General features: G+C 33.5%; 12 protein-coding genes. All 12 read left to right on the top strand.

Annotated features, from left to right (window positions below):
* Positions 1-2215 (top strand): polysaccharide biosynthesis tyrosine autokinase (locus tag H2245_RS10455; protein ID WP_182407328.1); only part of this gene is annotated, 2215 nt, incomplete at its 5' end.
* Positions 2216-2296: 81 nt separating this feature from the next.
* Positions 2297-3574, top strand: a complete 1278-nt coding sequence (gene tviB / locus H2245_RS10450) for a Vi polysaccharide biosynthesis UDP-N-acetylglucosamine C-6 dehydrogenase TviB (RefSeq protein WP_182407327.1) — start codon at positions 2297-2299, stop codon at positions 3572-3574.
* Between the two features lie 40 nt (positions 3575-3614).
* The gene (locus H2245_RS10445) at positions 3615-4637 is read left to right on the top strand and encodes an NAD-dependent epimerase/dehydratase family protein (protein ID WP_182407326.1); all 1023 of its coding nucleotides are present in this window, start codon (positions 3615-3617) and stop codon (positions 4635-4637) included.
* Between the two features lies 1 nt (position 4638).
* Positions 4639-5913, top strand: a complete 1275-nt coding sequence (locus H2245_RS10440) for a flippase (protein ID WP_182407325.1) — start codon at positions 4639-4641, stop codon at positions 5911-5913.
* Between the two features lie 10 nt (positions 5914-5923).
* Positions 5924-7000, top strand: a complete 1077-nt coding sequence (locus tag H2245_RS10435; protein ID WP_182407324.1) for a sugar-transfer associated ATP-grasp domain-containing protein — start codon at positions 5924-5926, stop codon at positions 6998-7000.
* Positions 6997-8013 (top strand): RimK family alpha-L-glutamate ligase, encoded by a 1017-nt coding sequence (locus H2245_RS10430; protein WP_182407323.1) that lies wholly within the window; start codon positions 6997-6999, stop codon positions 8011-8013. The genes H2245_RS10435 and H2245_RS10430 overlap by 4 nt, the downstream gene beginning before the upstream one ends.
* A 33-nt stretch (positions 8014-8046) precedes the next feature.
* A complete protein-coding gene (locus tag H2245_RS10425; protein WP_182407322.1) occupies positions 8047-9435 on the top strand; it encodes an O-antigen polymerase in 1389 nt (462 codons plus the stop codon).
* Positions 9432-10529, top strand: coding sequence for a glycosyltransferase (locus H2245_RS10420; RefSeq protein WP_182407321.1), 1098 nt, complete (start codon positions 9432-9434; stop codon positions 10527-10529). The genes H2245_RS10425 and H2245_RS10420 overlap by 4 nt, the downstream gene beginning before the upstream one ends.
* Positions 10526-11701: a glycosyltransferase gene (locus H2245_RS10415; RefSeq protein WP_182407320.1), complete on the top strand. Its 1176-nt coding sequence runs from the start codon at positions 10526-10528 to the stop codon at positions 11699-11701. The genes H2245_RS10420 and H2245_RS10415 overlap by 4 nt, the downstream gene beginning before the upstream one ends.
* Before the next feature lie 197 nt (positions 11702-11898).
* Positions 11899-13050 (top strand): glycosyltransferase, encoded by a 1152-nt coding sequence (locus H2245_RS10410; protein WP_182407319.1) that lies wholly within the window; start codon positions 11899-11901, stop codon positions 13048-13050.
* Positions 13051-13174: 124 nt separating this feature from the next.
* Positions 13175-14731: a hybrid nucleoside-diphosphate sugar epimerase/sugar transferase gene (locus H2245_RS10405; protein ID WP_259365180.1), complete on the top strand. Its 1557-nt coding sequence runs from the start codon at positions 13175-13177 to the stop codon at positions 14729-14731.
* A 312-nt stretch (positions 14732-15043) separates the two neighbouring features.
* On the top strand, positions 15044-15490 hold the full coding sequence (locus H2245_RS10400; protein WP_182407318.1) for a PACE efflux transporter: 447 nt from the start codon (positions 15044-15046) through the stop codon (positions 15488-15490).
* Positions 15491-16723: the final 1233 nt, after the last annotated feature.

The raw sequence follows: 16723 nt of genomic DNA, 5'->3' as shown, positions 1-16723 counted from the left end.
AAAGCAGTCGGCCGAGAAAGATAGTGAAGATATTGATCTACTGGCTTTAGCGCTTGTGCTCCTACGCGGCTGGAAAATAGTCATTTTCTTTGCGCTATTAGGTTTGGCAATTGGGGTGCTATATAGCCGATATGTGAATCCTACTTTTAAGTCTGCTGCTCTCATACAAATTGATGAGAAATCACAAGGTATCTCAGCACTCGGTGCTAATATCTCCGATCTGGTTGGTGGCTCAGAAGTCAGTAAAGCGGATGCAGAAAGAGAGCTGATAAAATCAAATATGATATTAAAGCCTGTCGTTGATTTACTACATTTAAGTATTCGACTGAGCGATCCTGAAGTCAGTGCATTAGATAGAATAAAAAGTGATCGCACACATACTCAGGTTAATGTTCCAGAAGGCGTATCGCTCAAGACAGATAATGGTCAAGTCCAGGTTAGCCAATTTAATGTTTCTCAGGCCTACTTAAATCAACCTTTTACCTTAGTAAAATCTAAAACCGGCTTTGTACTCAGCAATGGTTTTGATGATTTTAAAGGTCAATTAAATCAATCCCACCGCTTTCAAGGGACAGATGGTGCCATCCAAATTACTGTAAATGACTTACCTAATCCGAACCACCCCATCACTATCATCAAGCAATCGCTTCCAAATACTACAGATGCGATAAACGGTGCCTTATCAATCGTAGAAAAAGGTAAGCAAACGGGTATCATTCAGCTCTCGCTAACGGGCGGTAATCAGCAACAAGTCAGCTTAATACTAAAAGAGATTATTTTATCTTATATTGCTCAAAACGAGTCAAGAGGCTCTGAAGAAACTACTAAAACTATAAGTTTTATGGAAACGCAAATACCCATACTTCAGCAAAAGCTTGAGGATTCTGAAACCATATTTAATGATTTCCGTGAGAAGTTTGGCACGATTGATATTAGCCAAGAAGCAGGTCTTCTAGTAACAGAAAATGGACAGATTGATGCTCAGCTCAATGAATTAGAGCTAAAGAAAGCAGATTTGTTAACTTATTATACAGAAGAACACCCTTTAGTCATTAAGATCAACGAACAACTAAAAGTACTTAATGATAGAAAACAAGAAATTAACAGCAATATTGGTAAGCTTCCTGGTGTACAAAGAGAATTTTTAAAATTATCTGCAGATACCGAGATTAATAGAGAGATTTATCTCACGATGCTCAAAAACTATGAGCAATTAAAAATTGTCAAAGCGGGACAAATTGGCTACGCACGAATTATCGATCTACCAGTCAATACTTTTAGAGCGATTGCACCGAAAAAGCTACAAATCATGATACTTGGCTTGCTATTAGGTGCAATTTTAGGAACTGCATTAGTCCTACTTAAAAATATGATTAGGAATGTTGTTAAAGATCCTGAGCGCTTAGAGTCTAGAACTGGCATACCTGTGATTGCAACTATTCCACGTTCAACAGCAATGACACGACTCGGTAAGAATAAAAAATCACCAAATCGCCTACTCGCTTATATTGATTCTAATAGTGTGAGCTATGAAGCCATAAAAAGCTTAAGAACGCATCTTATGTTTGGCATGCCAAAGCAAGGTAAGGCGGGTCAGCGTGCTAGAGTTATCCTCATTTCAGGAGAAAGTCCAGGCGTTGGTAAATCATTTATCTCATCTAACCTATCAGAAGTATTTGCCCAGCTTAACAAAAAGGTTCTAATCATAGATGCGGATATGCGTTTAGGTGAGCTACATAAGATATTTAATGTAGAGCAAAAATCTGGTCTTGCAGATTATCTTTCACAGAATGACCTATCAGATAATGATGACTCGCAAGCAACTAGTATGATATCTGACTTTGTGCATCCGACTACTATGGATCATATTGATTTTATGCCCAGAGGTCAGCAGCCTCATAATCCGACAACACTGTTAGCTAGCGATAAATTTGGCGAGCTCATGTCTGAGCTAAGTGCCTATTATGATTACATCATCATTGACTCTCCACCTATCTTAGCCGCCTCAGATGCATTAATACTGTCAGAATATGCAGATAAACTCCTAATGGTAACCAGATATGATAGTTCGATAGAAGGACAGTTAGTCTACGCTATCAATCAATTGGCTAAAGATGGTGTACAAGTGGATGGTATTATCCTTAATGACATGCAAAAGGGCATTATGAATAAATACAGTTATCACTATAGTTATGCTTACGGTAATAATAAATAGCTACTAATTCAATAAACACTATTATTAAATAAACCACCATTTAAAACAGAAAAAATTAAAAGGACTCATCAAAGGAATACTATGATAAATATTAATGATATTAAAATAGCGGTAATTGGTCTAGGTTACGTTGGTCTGCCGCTCGCCGTTGAGTTCGGCAAAAAGGTTCCAGTCATGGGCTTTGATATTAATACAAACCGTGTGGCTGAACTGATATCAGGTACTGATCATACCTTAGAGGTGAGTAATGAGGAGCTGTTACAAGCTACTCATCTGCGCTATAGCTCAGATATGGCAGAACTTAAAGACTGTAATTTCTTTATTGTGACCGTACCGACGCCTATTGATGAATATAAGCAGCCCGACCTCACCCCATTAATAAAAGCATCTACGGCTATTGGTAGTTTGCTTAAGAAAGATGACATTGTAGTCTATGAGTCTACTGTATATCCCGGTGCGACTGAAGAAGTTTGTATTCCAGTATTAGAGAAAATATCAGGATTAGTATTTAATCAAGATTTTTATGCTGGTTATAGCCCTGAGCGTATTAACCCAGGTGACAAGGAACATCGTGTTACTAATATCCTAAAAGTAACTGCTGGCTCTACTCCTGAAGTGGCAGACTTGGTCGATGATGTATATAACTTAATCATTACTGCTGGCACACACAAAGCTTCAAGTATTAAAGTCGCAGAGGCTGCAAAGGTCATCGAAAATACTCAGCGAGATGTCAATATTGCGCTCATCAACGAGCTAGCAGTCATTTTTAATAAAATGGGTATCGATACCGAGGCAGTATTAACTGCTGCTGGTACGAAGTGGAACTTTTTACCGTTCCGTCCGGGTTTAGTCGGTGGTCACTGCATCGGTGTTGACCCTTACTACTTGACCCATAAAGCCCAAGCCATTGGCTACAATCCTGAAATTATCTTAGCAGGCCGTCGCCTAAACGATAGCATGGGTAAGTATGTAGTCACACAGTTAATTAAAACCATGATTAAAAAACGCATTCAAGTCGAAGGTGCAAAGGTACTCATTCTAGGTCTCAGCTTTAAAGAAAATTGCCCAGATGTACGTAATACTAAAATCATCGATATCGTCCATGAGCTCCAAGAGTACAATATTGACGTTGATATCTATGATCCTTGGGTCGAGTCTGCTGCTGCTCAGCGTGAATATGATGTTACTCCTATTGATGTACCAGTTGCTGGTCAATATGATGGCATCATTCTAGCAGTTGCCCATCATCAGTTCATCGAAATGGGTATAGATAGTATTCGCGCTCTCGGCAAAGACGATCATGTCCTCTATGATCTCAAATACGTGTTCGCAAAAGATGACTCAGATATTCGCTTATAATATATAACTTGGAACATATAAAACAATAAGAGATACAGCAATGATGCAATATGAAAAAGTTAAGCAAATGATCGTAAGCGAACCAAAGACTTGGCTTGTCACTGGTGTAGCAGGATTTATCGGGTCTAATTTACTTGAGACCTTGTTATTACTTAATCAAAAAGTAATAGGTTTAGATAACTTTGCAACTGGGTTTCAGCATAATTTAGACGAAGTACAAAGTCTAGTGAGCACTGAACAATGGAAAGGCTTTACCTTTATAGAAGGTGATATCCGCAACCTAGAAGATTGTCAAACGGCATGTGCTAATGTGGATTATGTATTGCATCAAGCAGCACTAGGTTCAGTACCACGCTCTATTGCAGATCCTATCGCTACTAATGATACCAATATTTCAGGTTTCTTAAACATGTTAGTGGCAGCACGTGATGCACAAGTAGCAAGCTTCACTTATGCAGCTAGTAGTTCAACTTATGGTGACCATCCTGCTCTACCTAAAGTAGAAGATACTATTGGCAACCCATTATCGCCATATGCCGTCACCAAGTACGTCAATGAGCTATATGCAGATGTCTTTTCGCGTACCTATGGATTTAATACGATTGGTCTACGCTATTTTAACATCTTTGGCAAACGCCAGACTCCAGATGGTGCGTATGCGGCAGTGATTCCTAAATGGACGGCTGCTATGATTCAAGGCGATGACGTACTTATCAATGGTGATGGTGATACCAGTCGTGACTTCAATTTCATTGAAAATGCGGTACAGGCTAACATTTTAGCGGCGACTGCAAATAGTGACGCTAAGAATCAAGTATACAACGTGGCAGTCGGTGGTCGTACTACGTTAAATACTTTATTTACGGCATTACAAGAAAGTTTAAGTAAAAACGGTGTAAGTTATAGTCAAGATCCTGTATACCGAGATTTCCGTGTTGGAGATGTGCGTCATAGTCAAGCAGATATCAGTAAGATTCAGACACGATTAGGCTATGAGCCACAGTTTAATATTATTCAAGGTATTGAGAAAGCAATGCCTTGGTATGTACAGTTTTTAGCATAAAATGATAAATAAAGTCAAAGCACTTATCAGCCGTGTTAATAAAAGTAAAGACGGGAAAGTATTAGCGAGTAATTTTGGCTATCTAATGCTTTTACAAATTGCAGGCTATGTTTTCCCCCTAATTACTATCCCCTATCTTGCTCGTGTTATTGGGGTTGAAGGTTTTGGGAAAATAGCATTTGCTGCTGCCGTAGTAGTATGGTTTCAGACAGTGTCTGATTGGGGATTTAATTATACTGCTACGCGTGATATAGCCCGAAACAGAGATAATCCTGAGAAGGTATCAGAGATATTTTCAAATGTACTTTGGGCTAGGATATTACTAATGTTGCTATCATTTGTGATACTTATGGTAGCAGTAAATACCATACCTTATTTTAAAGAAAACCAGACCATACTATTAGTTACCTTTCTTTTAGTTCCAGGACATATACTATTCCCAGAATGGTTTTTCCAGGCTATGGAAAGAATGAAGTTTATTACTCTTTTTAGCTTAATATCCAAAGCAATATTTACGATATTAGTATTTGTTTTTATTAAAGAGAAATCTGACTTCATTTTACAACCTCTATTTATAAGCTTAGGCTATATCCTAAGTGGTATTTTTTCAATATATTTAATAGTAGTAAAATGGAAAGTAAAAATCTTTAAACCACATTGGCAGAGTATCTATAAGACTATAAAAAATAGTTCAAATGTATTTATAACTAACATCACACCAAATCTTTATAATAGCCTTGCAATTGTATTACTAGGATTTTGGGGAGGAAGTGTAGCAAATGGTATTTACGATGCAGGTCGTAAATTCATAACATTAGCTCATTCATTTATGGCAATAATAATTAGAGTAGTGTTTCCTTTTTTATCGAGAAGTTTAGATAAACATAAACTATTTACCAAAATTTACCTATTATTATCTGTTATTGGAACAGTAGTTTTATTCTTCATATCACCGATAATAATAAAGCTATTTTTTACCAAAGAGTTTTATGACGCAGAAACAGTATTAAAAATTCTTTCTTTTTCAATTTTCTTTGTTTCCTTGAATAGAGTATATGGAACTAACTATTTAATTATTAAAGGTTTTGAAAAAGAGCTACGTAATATAACCTTTGCATGCTCAATATTAGGTTTTATTATATCTATACCATTAGTATATTATTATAGCTATATAGGTGCAGCTTTAACGTTAGTAGCCACTCAGGCTATTTTAGGCTTTACTACTATGTTTAAAGCTTTATCCGTAGAAAGAAAAGATAAATTATTACATAGTTAGGAAATCAAAAATGCTTATAGTTAACAGTTCATTTTTAAAAAAAGTAAAAGTTAAATTATTTAATAAATATAAACTCCGTTCAAGAACTATTGCTTTTAAAAATCGCTACAAAAACATAGATCAAAGACTATTTATAAACCGCTTAAATAAAGAAGTTGTTTATAAATATAAGGCTAAATGGGAGGTATTCAATGTGGATGTTGAGACTGACACTTTTATACTTTGTTATAATCTTTCTGGGAAAATTGATTACAATATCGTTCCTGAAAATATTTTTGCTGCTATTATAGAGCCACGTCTTAATAAAAACAAAGAACTTTCGTTTTTTTCTGTCAAAAATATTTATGAGAAATGGTTTAATAAGGGTAGTATATTTCCCAAAAGTTATTTTCATAAAATAGACGGTATTTATTATGACAATGAATTTAATATAATACAAGATATATACTCGTTCATAAAAGATCAATATTTTTCTTATCCTATGATTTGCAAACCTAGTATGGGGACTTCTGGCGGAGTAGGTGTAAGAACAATAATAAGTTTTGAAGAATTGAAAAAAAGCTTGAATAGTTATGAGAATCTAGTATATCAGGAAAAAATTATACAAAATGGTTTGATTGAGATAATAAACCCTGGTATGAGTTCTATTAGAACATGCTTATATAGGGACAAAAGCGGTAAATTTAAAGTATTAAATAGTAGTATTCGTTTCGGTGTAAACGGAAGTTTAGATAATGAGACGGCAGGTGGTATTGTATGTAATATTAATAAAGATGGAAAATTAAATGACTACGCCGTAACGAAGTACTGTGAAAAACATATAGAGCACCCAAATAGTAAAATAGTCTTTTCTGAAATATTTATTCCTTTTTATAAGGAGTTAGCTGAAGTAGCAGAGTCTATCGCTAACGAAATACCACTGTGCAATCTAGTAAGTTTAGATATGTGCTTAGATAGTAACAATGAATGGCGCTGTATTGAAATTAACATAACAGGACAAACAATACGTTTCGCACAATATGCAGGAAAAAGTTTTTTTGGAAAATACACTGATGAAATGATAAATAAGGTTAAAAACACAGTATGAAAATAGCTATCCATCATCGAATAAATAGTTTTTCTGACCACTGGATTGATTATTGTGAGAAAAATAATATTGATTATAAAGTTGTAAATGCTTTTGATAGCGATATCATTACTCAATTAAAAGATTGTGATGCATTTATCTGGCATCATCATCACGGACATTTCAAAGATGTCTTAGTTGCTAAAAAAGTTCTCTTTGCACTAGAGCATGCTGGTATTAAAGTTTTTCCTAACTTTAATACCGCTTGGCATTTTGATGATAAAGTTGCACAAAAATACCTACTTGAAGCTATTGATGCATCTCTTGTTCCAAGCTATGTGTTCTACGACAAAAAAGACGCTATAAGATGGGCTAAGAAAACTACATACCCCAAAGTTTTCAAACTTAAAGGAGGTGCTGGAGCTACAAATGTTAAGCTTATAAAAACTCAGAAAGAAGCATTAAAGTTGATTGACAAGGCTTTCAACAAAGGTTTTGCACAGTTCGACCGCTTGAATCATTTGAAAGAACGCTATAACAAATATAAGATAGGTCAAGATACCTTGTTAGGTGTAGCCAAAGGTGCTGGACGTTTAGCAATACCAACAAATTTTGCTAAGCAACAACCCCCAGAAAAAGGATACATCTATTTTCAAGATTTTATACCAAATGATGGGTTCGATATCCGTGTCGTAGTAATTAATGGAAAAAAAGCAGCAGCCGAGAAAAGATTTATAAGAGAAAACGATTTCCGTGCCTCTGGTAGCGGCAAATTCAGTTATGAAAATATTGATACCGAAGTAATAAAAGAAAGTTTTAAAATAGCAAATCAACTTGATCTTCAATCAGTGGCTTTTGATTTCGTTATAGATAAGAATAATAAGCCTTTGATTATCGAATTGAGCTACGGTTTTGGGACACAAGGTATTAGTAATGTTTCAGGTTATTGGGATAATAAATTAAAATGGTATAAATGTAAATTCAATCCTCAAGAATGGATAATTGAAGATATAATTATAGAAATTACAAATTAAAAAACAGCTAAAACTATTCTAGAGTAGAAAGTTATGATAGATAAATTCTTATATATATTATTTTTTATTATTCTAGTAGCTTTAAAGCCTAACAGATTAGAAGATTTTAGCCAATCTTTAAACTTTACCTACTCTATAATATATTTAATTCTTTTAATCGTATTTCTACTACATCATCGAAAAATAGATAAAAACTGGATGCGGTTTGACGTAATATTTCTAGTAGGATATTCAATAGTTCATTTGCAAATACCATTTTTGGCATCTATTGGTACTGAGCCATTCAGGCCTTATTTTATCTGGATTAATAAAGATGTAGTAAATTATGCTACATGGATGAGTGTTGTAGCAATAGATTTATGGATGCTTGGTTATTCTCTAGCATTGAATAACAGTTTAAAAAAAACAACTGTTATAAAAAAATCTAAGAAAAATATACCTTTAATTGATACATTGCTATTGATAATGTTTTTAGGGTTTCTAGCTACTGTAGGAGCTGTATTTTTAAGGGGAGTATATGATGTAGAGTCTTGGGGACAAAGTGCAGTTTATTTCTTATTATTATTAGAAACCTTAATTTATATAAGAATAGTATATTTTTTTGAAGATATGCCTCAAAGCGTTACTGTTAAGAGAATAGTTAAGAAACTAATAAATAATAAAATTTTCGCTACTGTCCTTATCTTATACTTTATTTTATTTTTTCTTTCAGGATCAAGAGGAGAAATATTACGTATTATTTTGCTAACTACTTTCTGTTATTCACTTTATATCAAAAAATTATCTCTTAAATATATTGTCTTAGGCATTTTAATTGGATCGTTAGTCTTTACATTAATAGGAATGGGAAGAGTAAACGACATTAGTAAGCAAGATAATGAAGGGATTTTCACAAGAGGTTATTCAGCTTTAGTTGAAAAAGATGATGAAGAACAAGCTAACTTTACTAATGAGCTTGCTAGTTCTGTACGAATTCAATATCGTGCGCTTGATACTATGCCAGAGAAGCAAGACTATTTGTACGGAAAGACTTACGTGATAGGATTGTTCGCAGTGATTCCTTTCGCTAGTGGTTTGGTCTCAAAAACTTTTGATGTAGATAAACAATATATAGGGTCATCGAATTACTTCACTTATTTAGGACAAGGTATTAATCCTAGCTATGGTGAAGGTTCAGAAATCCTAGGTGATATTTATATTAACTTTAGTATATACGGTGTATTTATTATTATGTTTGGCTTCGGTATGGTTTCAAGTAAATTTTATTCAAGAGCTAAAATTTTAGATACCAAATATGTATTATTATACTCGATATTACTAATATCAGCGTTAGGATTGAATCGAGCGAGTTTATTTGTTTTATATAAAAACATGTTTTATATACTACTATTTCATTTTATTTTTAGTATGAGAAAGCGATGAATCCTTTAAATATAGTTTTTTTTGTAAATAACTTAGATAGCGGTGGTATTGAGAACTATTTATTACGTTTCCTTAAAGAAAAACACAAATTCTTTGGGAGTATATATATATATTGCAAAAGTGGAAAAGGTGGGCAGCTTGAAGAGGAATATCTGAAGTTTAGTAATATAACTATAATAAAGAAAAAGCTTGGCTATTTTGATTTTAACGGTTATAGAGAATTAAAAGAATTCCTTATATTAAATAATATATCAGTCATTTGTGACTTCATGGGTAACTTTTCTGGTCTTTCTTTAAGAACTGCTTATAAAGCTAAAGTAAATAAGAGAGTTGCGTTCTACAGAGGATCAACTGATCGTTTTAAAAAAGGAATTTTACGTAATTCTTATAATAATTTATCGAAATACTTAGTAAAAAGATATTCGACAGATATCTTATCCAACTCCAAAGCTGCTTTAAATTATTTTTTTCCTAAATACTGGGAAGATAACATTAAATTTGATGTTGTTAGCAATGGAATTAATGCAGCGACATTTCTATCGGAAAATAAGAACTTAAGAAAAGAGTTTGGTATTCCTGACTCAGCGTTTGTCGTAGGTCATACTGGACGTTATAATGAAGCTAAAAACCATACAGTTATTATTTCTGTCGCAGAAAAACTAGTCAGTGATTATGATGATATTTATTTCATTTTATGCGGTAATGGAGTAAAAGATAATTTATCGTATGAATTAGACATTAAAGGTTTAACTGACAAGATTCTGCTATTTGAAAACCGTACAGATATCTCGGAGTTTTTAAATACTATGGACTGTTACTTTTTTCCCTCATTAACAGAAGGACAGCCTAACGCTCTGATAGAAGCAATGATTGTAGGACTGCCCTATGTTGCCTCAAATATCGATCCTATTAAAGAAACAGTGTTCGACTTAGAAAATCTGCACGATCCAAACGATATAGATTCCTTTTATGAATCTTTGAAAGCTATGTATCATAAAAAACCTCAGAAGCAATTAGAGATCCAAAGAAAAGCTATTGAGAAATTTGATTTTAATAAGTGTTTTAATCATTTTTATACAAGGTTATCTGAATGAAATTACTTTTTGTGCATGATCATCCTTTTTATCAGGATTCAGATGGTAATGTCTATACAGGGGGCAGCTTCCCACAAAATATATGGAATAACTATCTTTTAAACTTTACAAATGTAACTGTTTTTGGTAGAAAATCTACTTCTGAAAAATCTAAAAATAGTATGACATCTGGTCTTTCTAATGTTTCTTTTTCCTTAACTAAAAACTACGATTCCATTATTAGTTTATTTAGAAATAATGTTAAGTTAAGAGCTGAATTGAAAGCATTAATCAATGATTCAGATATTGTATTAGCTAGATTGCCTAGTATTTTAGGTTTCATTGCAATATCTGAAGCTACCAAACTTAATAAGCCTATATGGGTAGAGCAAGTAGGCAATTCAAAAGAAACATTTAATACTCATGGTTCATTGTCAGGTAGGATAAGTGCTGAGTTATTTGAGTCTATTAATAAATATTTGATAAGAAAAGCTAGTTTTGTCAGTTATGTAACTGATAATAAACTACAGCAAGACTATCCGATAGAAAAAAATGTAATTTCTGTTTCTTTATCTAACGTAATAATAAATAATATTTTAACTGATAATGAATTAGATAATAAACGCTTTTATGGCGACATAATTAGTATTTGTTTGATTGGTGGTTTTGATGTTCGTTATAAAGGACAAGATGTTTTATTAAAAGCCATAGCAGGTTTACCAAAAGATATTACAAGTAAAATTGAGCTAAACTTTATAGGTAAAGGCGATTTTAATTGGGTTCTGAATAAAGCAAAGAAACTCGGAATTAGAGATAATATTAAATTCATAGGGCCCGTTAAAGCTGGTGATGAAATTAATAATTTTCTTTCAAATATGTCGCTTTATGTTCAGCCTTCCCTGACTGAAGGTATGCCACGCGCTACAATAGAAGCTATGTCTATGGGCTGTCCTGTTATCGGTAGTAAAGCAGGCGGTATACCAGATATAGTTAATTCAGACTTATTACACGAAAAAGGTGATTTTAAAAAGTTGAGAAAAGATATTTTATACTTATTAAGAGACAGGGACTTTTTACATAAAGAGGCAACCAATAGTTTATTTAAGGCAGAAAATTATCATATTTCTGTTCTTACTGAAAGGCGTACTACCTTTTACAAAAAAATGAATGAGTTTATTATAGAATTGAATTGAGATACTTTATTAAGTTATATTCTTTTTATTTAGACAGTAATACCAACATCCATATGAAATGTTGTTATATTGATCTATAAAAATCTTATATTTACAGTAAATTTGATCCATTAAATATTATAAAATAACTATCTGATTTTCGCACAGAAAACCAATAGTATTTTAATAAATTCTTACTTTGAGGTTATAAGATTTTAATGAAAAAAGATAAAATCTGTGTTATTTTTTCAACATCTCTTTCCATAAAAACATTATATGTCGGGCAAGTTGATTATTTAGTTAGTCATGGTTTCGATGTGTCGGTAATAGCTAGCCCTGGAAATGAGCACGAAATTATTCTTCAGGAAGGAGGACGTTCCGTACCTATACCTATAGAACGTAACCCTGATGTAGTAAAAGACTTTTTTTCTTTAATTAAAGTTTGGTTGCATTTTTTATCTAATAGATATGATTTAATTATTATCTCAACCCCCAAGGCATCTTTAATTGGAGGTTTAGCTGCATACTTTTCATTACATAAAAATGTTTTATTCGTTGTTCGTGGTAGAGCATACGAGAACTTCACAGGAAAAAAGTATACTGCTTATAAATTTCTGGATAAAGTAATATGTTCTATTGCATCTAATGTTCAATTCATTTCAAATGAAATGATGGAAAGTTATATTTCTGAAAAAGTATGCATTAATGATAAAGCGATTGTTTTAGGTAGCGGTAGCAGTAAGGGTGTAGATACCAGTTTTTTTTCAAAATCTAATTTTTCACAAAAAGAAAATAATGATTTAAAAAATTTATTAGAGATAGAACCAGATGATTTCGTTTGGTTATATTGCGGAAGAGTCCGGAAGGATAAAGGAATTAACGAACTTGTCAAAGCTTTCCTAGAACTGCGTGAAAAAAATACGAAACATAAATTAATTCTAGTTGGTCCTTATGAAGATTGGGACCCTATAGAAAACGAAGTTTTGAAGGAAATTTTCAACAATCCAGCAATAAAGTATATAGAGTGGAGCGACTCTATACCAAGTTATATGGCAATATCAAATGTCTTTGTTTTTCCTAGTTATAGGGAAGGTTTTGGTAACGTAGCAATTGAAGCCTCATCTATGGAATTGCCGGTAATTGCTTTTAATGTTATCGGATGTAGGGAGTCTGTCAAACATGGAGTTTCTGGTATTTTATTAGATAGTCTGGATTATAAATCATTGTCTAATGCTATGTTTGACCTATCAAATGATAAAGAACTATTAGATAGGATCTCATATCAAGGTAGGCAATGGGTGTTAACTAACTTTGACAGAGAGATAGTCTTGGGAAGAAATGTGGATCTATACAAAGATATCATTAACTGATCTTTATTATCTAATATTGGCTTTATCCAGTAAGGGTTCATTACAATAGGTTAAATTATGTTTTCTCATTAATATCGACTTATTGTTTTTGAAGTAACGTATTTAAAAGGCTAGAGTTTTATATATGATTATGAAAAAAGAAAACATTTTGCTCACTGGCGCTACTGGCTTTATTGGTAGTGCTTTACAGCAACGCATACTTGCAGATGGCAACTATGATTTGACTATTGCAACGCGAAGTATTGTTGATACGCCTAGTACAGCAAGGGTTGTACAAGTCGAAGACTTGACAGCTACAACCGATTGGACTGATGCGCTACAGAACGTTGATGTCGTTATTCATTGTGCTGCCCGTGTACATGTAATGAAAGATAAATCTACTGATCCTTTAACCGAGTATCGAAAAGTTAATGTAGAGGGCACGCTAAATTTAGCCCGTCAGGCAGTAGCAGCAGGTGCAAAACGTTTTATATTTATTAGCTCGATTAAGGTGAATGGCGAGAGCACAGAGCCTGGTAGACCTTTTACGGCTGACGATCAGCCAAATCCCACTGATCCTTATGGCATCTCTAAATACGAAGCAGAACAAGAACTATTAGAGCTTGCTAAAACGACACCACTAGAAGTAGTGATTATCCGCCCTACTCTCGTGTATGGTGAAAACGTTAAAGGTAATTTCCATTCTTTAATGAAGTGGACTTATAAAGGTATTCCTTTACCTCTAGGCGGTATCAAACAAAACTTGCGCAGCTTAGTGTCTATAGATAATTTAACGGACTTCATTATTACTTGTATCGACCATAAAAATGCTAAAAATCAGATATTCTTAGTGTCTGATGATAACGATATCTCGAGCGCAAGCATGTTGCAAGAGATCGCCAATGGTTTAGGAGTTAATAATAAAGCTGTCCATATACCGCCTATTTCGATTAAAGCAGTAACGGCTTTATTAGGTAAACCTGGCATTGCTCAAAGGCTTTGTGGCTCGCTGCAAGTAGATATTAGTAAGGCAAAGACCTTATTGGATTGGCAACCTAAATTTTCTACAAGTGACTCTATTCAAAAGACAGCCCAGAGCTATATCCAAAACCTAGAGCATTCTAATATGAGCTTAAGAGGTATGCAGAGACTTTTGGATATCGTATTCTCGTTTATAGGGTTGGTGCTTACTTTTCCGCTGTTAGTTATTATTTCAGGTATGGGTTATTTTGATACCGGCTCTCCGTTGCTGATTCAAGAGCGAATAGGCAAAAATCAAAAGCCCTTTAAGCTTGTAAAATTCCGTACAATGAAAGTGAATACAGTTTCAGTAGCGAGTCACTTGGTTGACAGTACCTCGATAACTAAACTGGGTGCATTTTTACGTAAAACTAAAATTGATGAATTACCACAACTATTGAATGTATTAAAAGGTGAAATGAGCATTACGGGTCCTAGACCTAATTTGCCTAACCAGCAAGAACTTATTAATGAGAGAGAGTCTTTAGGCGTATACGACGTCTTACCTGGGATAACCGGATTGGCTCAAATCAATAATATAGATATGTCTACACCTAAGCTACTGGCTCGAACTGATAAAGAAATGATTGACACTATGAGCCTGAAAAATTACTTTTCTTATATCATAAAGACAGCATTAGGCAGTGGCGGCGGCGATGCAGTTAAAGCTAAAACCATTTAAATAATGGTTATGATAATTCATAAGCTGAGAGGTCGTTTATAATAAAGTATTTCTCAGCTTATTCTAAACGACCTCTCAACTTAGACCTTCTTCTCCCCTACTAGCTAAGCTAATCAATTCATATCAATCATAGCACCGTATAAAACAACAGCTTATTTGGTAAACCTTCTTGTACAATATTAAGTCAGACCATTTTATATGTAATGTATGAACAGGCGGAAACCGTGGCTCTGTTCTTAATCTGCGTTTTTTCATCTCGGGACGGGCCGATACTTCATAACTATTGCGCGTTACTGTGCTTTGGAGTTTTGGTTGATTACTTTATCTCCGCTTAAACGTCGTTTAGTATACGTCACTATTTTTGAAATTATTGCTATCATATCTTCCACCTTCATCCTTATGCTACTTAGTGGGGGCAATGCGGCGGAATCCTTACCAGTCGCTATTATGGTATCTGTTGCTGCGGTTATCTGGAACTTTATTTATAATACTGGGTTTGAAGCGTGGGAGCGTCGTCGCCATGTGGCGCAGCGTACTTTTGTAATACGTATTGTACATGCAGTTGGTTTTGAGGGCGGATTACTTCTTATCTGTCTGCCACTATATATGTTGTGGTACGGTGTAAGCTTAACCAAAGCCTTTACAATGGAGGCTACTTTATTACTGTTCTTTTTAATATATACCTTCGTCTTTACACTAATTTTCGATAATGTCTTTACCCTACCTGATCATAATAAAACTGTAGTGACATCTTTATAAATAAATATAACTCTAATCTTAATACTTATAGTAAATAACCATAAAAAGGACTGCCAATAGGTAGTCTTTTTTATGGGCGATAAGCAAGATATGATTAATCTACTCAGTAAATTATGTTAAACACGAATATTTTTAACTTGTTCGTTAACTTTTAAAATCGTTGCTACTTTATGCAGTAGACTTCTTTCATATAATCAAGAGAAGCGCCAAACGCTTAAAATATATTTTCTAAATTTAAAGTAACGTCTGTTAATGCCTCAAGTGCTAGAAGCATCGCTTTGTTGAGAATAGATTTGTAGATAATATTACCTTCACTATCTGCTGGTGGAATATTAATATCGTAGCTTTTTCCTAATTTTTTCCACTATCCACAGCATACACTAGTTTCGATATCTTTCTCAAAGAAGCTATAGTACTAATAAATCGACATAGAAAACGGATGGATAATTCTAGAATATTTCCTCCAAGCCATTGCTATTATGTACATCAAGCATCCCAATCAAGCATGACAACACACTAAAACACACTAAAACACACTAAAACACACTTACTACTACAGGGTTTTTCGATGCTAATGCCACTTATAAATTTTATCTTCTGACAAGCCGAATTGTTTTCTTTGTTCTTGGCACATCTATTTATTACAATAATTCATTCCGTTGAAGACCCGATAAGATTGCTTATAACCAATAACAGAATTCATTAAAGCTATTAGTAGATTGTTTTACTCAAACTCTTTGTTTAATGCAAAGAACAACACTTACTTCATACAAAATATAGCAAATCACATTACACTTTTTTATCGAATAATTTTCCTGCTATTCAGATACCCTTTTTAATCGTACCGTATCTCACTATTCAGTCTCTATAAACTATAAATCCTATATTTGAAGTCGTTTTTCTTTATGTTTATATGTATTACAAATGATTACTATTTCTATCCTTATCAATTCAGAATCATTCCTTTTTGTAACAAAAATAGTATAACCTGACCATTTAGTCAGGATAATAAGCAATATCATATACTTAGCTTCACTTTCTGGCTTGAATCTATGAAAATTGCATTATTAGAAGAAAAATTAGTGTTGTCAGATGTTACAAAATATGATTAACTGTTCGAAATATTAAACAAACGTTCTAAAACATTGCTTTAGATTGTTTATTGTAAGTAATATTACTACTGTTATATTTCGTTAGGTGTTGTACATAAATATAATTGTTATTTAATATTCA

The organism is Psychrobacter sp. GP33, from assembly GCF_014119005.1.
Classification (GTDB): domain Bacteria; phylum Pseudomonadota; class Gammaproteobacteria; order Pseudomonadales; family Moraxellaceae; genus Psychrobacter.
Note: the sequence above shows the minus strand (reverse complement) of the source record. Positions and strands in the feature narration are given on the sequence as shown.